This window comes from Oscillibacter sp. CU971 (assembly GCF_905219725.1).
Classification (GTDB): domain Bacteria; phylum Bacillota; class Clostridia; order Oscillospirales; family Oscillospiraceae; genus Oscillibacter.
Map to the genome: position 1 here is coordinate 1 of NZ_CAJMXG010000300.1, position 3,010 is coordinate 3,010.

At 50.5% G+C, this 3,010-nt stretch carries 5 protein-coding genes; 2 read left to right on the forward strand and 3 right to left on the reverse strand.

Annotated elements, in window-relative coordinates:
• The 3 genes from JX325_RS14445 to JX325_RS14455 form a co-directional block, all read right to left on the reverse strand.
• On the reverse strand, positions 1–634 hold a 634-nt coding region (locus tag JX325_RS14445), incomplete at its 3' end, for an ABC transporter permease (protein ID WP_204791783.1).
• 12 nt (positions 635–646) lie between these two features.
• On the reverse strand, positions 647–1,372 hold the full coding sequence (locus JX325_RS14450) for an ABC transporter permease (RefSeq protein WP_204791784.1): 726 nt from the start codon (positions 1,370–1,372) through the stop codon (positions 647–649).
• Entirely contained in the window at positions 1,369–2,133 is a 765-nt protein-coding gene (locus JX325_RS14455) for an ABC transporter ATP-binding protein (protein WP_204791785.1), read from the reverse strand. Before JX325_RS14455 ends, JX325_RS14450 begins: the two co-directional genes overlap by 4 nt.
• A gap of 147 nt (positions 2,134–2,280) precedes the next feature.
• On the opposite strand from JX325_RS14455, the gene JX325_RS14460 reads away from it, so the two are divergent.
• Both JX325_RS14460 and JX325_RS14465 read left to right on the forward strand, forming a co-directional pair.
• On the forward strand, positions 2,281–2,790 hold the full coding sequence (locus tag JX325_RS14460) for a GNAT family N-acetyltransferase (RefSeq protein ID WP_204791786.1): 510 nt from the start codon (positions 2,281–2,283) through the stop codon (positions 2,788–2,790).
• A gap of 25 nt (positions 2,791–2,815) precedes the next feature.
• Positions 2,816–3,010 (forward strand): response regulator transcription factor (locus tag JX325_RS14465; protein ID WP_204791787.1); only part of this gene is annotated, 195 nt, incomplete at its 3' end.

Consider the following 3,010-nt stretch of genomic DNA (forward strand, 5'->3'; position numbering starts at 1 on the left):
GAGAACAGGACACCAGATAGCCGCTGTAACAGTAGGGATAAGCAATCCAGAGCGGCGTGTTGGCGGCCAGAATACCGGGGATCACCAGCAGCAGGTTTAGCCCCACGGAAAGCAAAGGCTTTTCAAATAACACCGTGATAGCCCACATCGCCGCCAAGCATGGGAGCATGGTCAAAAACAGCCCCACGCACCATTTCAGAAGATAGAGAACGGGCAATGTTTCTGTAATTCCCATTGTTGAAGTAGCCAGCATACCGGCAACTACGAACACCGCCAGAAAGACAACCATTTCCATGAATAGATAGAACATCAGGACACAAAACTTTGCCAGGGAAAGGGCTTTCCGGCTCACCGGCAAGGCCAGCATTTTCAAAATGCCATTGTTCTGTGTTTCCCTCCCCGCAATCATCACGCATACCACGATCATGCTCAGCGGCAGCAGATAGTAGGCGTAGACCAGGGCGCTTTGAATGAACATAGCGGGCCATGCGTTGGTGTACTCCGGCGTGAAGTACCGGCTTAACGACGCTACCCCGGAGGCCACTACCAGCAGCGGGGCAATAAAAATCAGCGGAACGATCTTTGAGCGTTTCACCTTCATAAACTCAATGCCGAGCAAATCCAAAAAGTTCATGCGGTTCCTCCTTTACTCATAGCGCTTACTTTTTGCCATCCACAGCCCAAGGCCAAGGAAAAGGAGCGTTTCGACCAGCGCAAACATGACCGCCAACATATCAGGCTGTGCGCTCATAGCCACCGCAGGCTTGAACATCACAATGAACGGATGCACCATCAGGACTGCCGCGCCTGACGACGCCAGGGCCATCCCGCTTAAAAAACCGGCAACTCCCACGCCTAGGGGAACCCACATATTTTCAAAGCGAGAGGAAATCAGCACCATAAAGGACAGCACCGGCATGGATGTGAGGAACGAATAGGCCGTAAAGCGGAGCAGCGTTCCCATTTCAAATGTCCCCTGGGGCAGGCAGCTCTGTCCGATTTTCATAAGCGCCAGATTTTCCAGAGCTACCGCCGCAAAGAGCATGACGGTCAAGATCAGGAGTTTGCAGAGATACATCCCCGGTACGCTCATGGGGAGCATATACATTTTTTTGATCGCGCTGCCCTGAAACTCCAGATGAAAGACCATGCAGGCCGCGACAACGATACCGAACAGGTTCAGTATCATAATCATGCCGTAAAGCTGGGTCAGCAGTACATCCATTGGGGCCAAAGGAAGATTGAGCAGGGTATCTTTCCGAATGAGAAAATTGACAAAGGCATAGGCCGCGCCTAAAATACCAACCGCCGGCAGCACCGGGATTACCCCCGTCCGCTTCTCTTTCCGCAGTTCGATCACAAGCGCCCTCATAGCTTTGCCCTCTGCCGTCTCACGGCGTTGTCCTGCTCCACGATGGAGAGGAACACATCTTCCAGGTTGTCGGCGGACATTCCCGCCTGCCGCGCGCTGTGCCGCATATCATCCAAGCTGCCCTCGAACAGCAGCCGCCCATGATTGAGGATGCCGATGTCGTCCGCCATCAGTTCCATTTCCGACAGCATATGGGAGGAAATAAGGATGGTACAGTCGTACAGATCAGGCAGGGACTTCACCAGATTGCGTATTTCATGGATGCCGGAGGGGTCAAGGCCGTTGGTCGGTTCGTCCAGAATGAGGATGGGCGGACGGCCCAGCAGCGCCCCGGCGAGGCCAAGCCGCTGTTTCATGCCCAGGGAATACTTCTTTGCGAGGCGATCTCCAAATTCGGACAACCCCACCAGCTCCAAGGCATCCTCCACGGTGTTTTGACCCAGCCCTAAAATCCGGCGTATCACATCCAGGTTCTCCCGGCCCGTCAGGTTGGCGTAGAACGAGGGGGCCTCAATGAAAGAGCCGATCTCCCGCAGAATTTTCAGCCGGTCGCCCGGAAACTGCTTCCCGTCAATGGTGAAACGGCCCTTTGTGGGGGCGGTCAGTCCCAGGAGCATTTTCATGGTGGTGGATTTACCCGCCCCGTTGGGGCCTAAAAGTGCGTAAATACTGCCCCTGCGGACGTGAATAGAAACATGGTTGACAGAGGTGAAGTTTTTGTATTGTTTCGTCAACTGCTCTGTGGTGATGATATGGTCCATAGACACATCTCCTTTCTGCCCCTATGGTACAGCATCAACCTGACTTCTGCATTCTCGTGTCCTTACTTTTACCTTACTTTTTTGCACCGGCATTTATAAAGCGGTTAAACTGTGTTATAATCAAGCTGACAATGGAGGGACTCGAAAATGATTGAAACAGAGAGCCTTATCTTAGATAAAGCAAAGTTTCCGGATTGGGAAGAAATGTACCATAATGTTTGGTCACAGCCAGAAAGCGCAAGGTATATGGACTGGAATATTACCACAAGTGAAGAAGCCGCTAAAATAAGAATCGCAAAAACCATCACCTTTCAGAAAAGCCATGACACTTATTTGGTTTATGAAAAATTAAGCGGTAAAGCGATTGGGTTTGCTGGTATAGAGAAAATTGAACCTTACATATATCAAGAAGCCGGAATATGTTTGGGGCCAAATTATGTTGGAAAAGGATTTGGCAAGCAGATTCTTCAAGGGCTGCTTCAATATTGCAAGGAACAATTTGGCGCAAAAGTCTTTATCTATTCAACAAGAGATGAAAACACAGCTTCCAACCGATTAGCAAGATCCTTGGGTTTTTCGATTATTTCTTCAACTGCTAAAATAGACGGTAAAAGCGGGCATCCCTACAATCTCTTACGATATAGCCTAAACCTGTGATTCCATCTCGTCAGGAGGCATCACGATGGACAATTCCTTTTTACACAGCAAAAAGCTCCTGCTGGTGGATGACGAGCCGGAGCTTTTGAAAATGGTATCGGCTATTTTAGCGGACGAGGGGTTTCAGCGTCTTGTGATTGCTGCCAACATGAAAGAGGGAATTGCCGCCGCCAAAGCGGAAAAGCCTGATCTGGCAATTGTGGATGTAATGCTCCCGGAC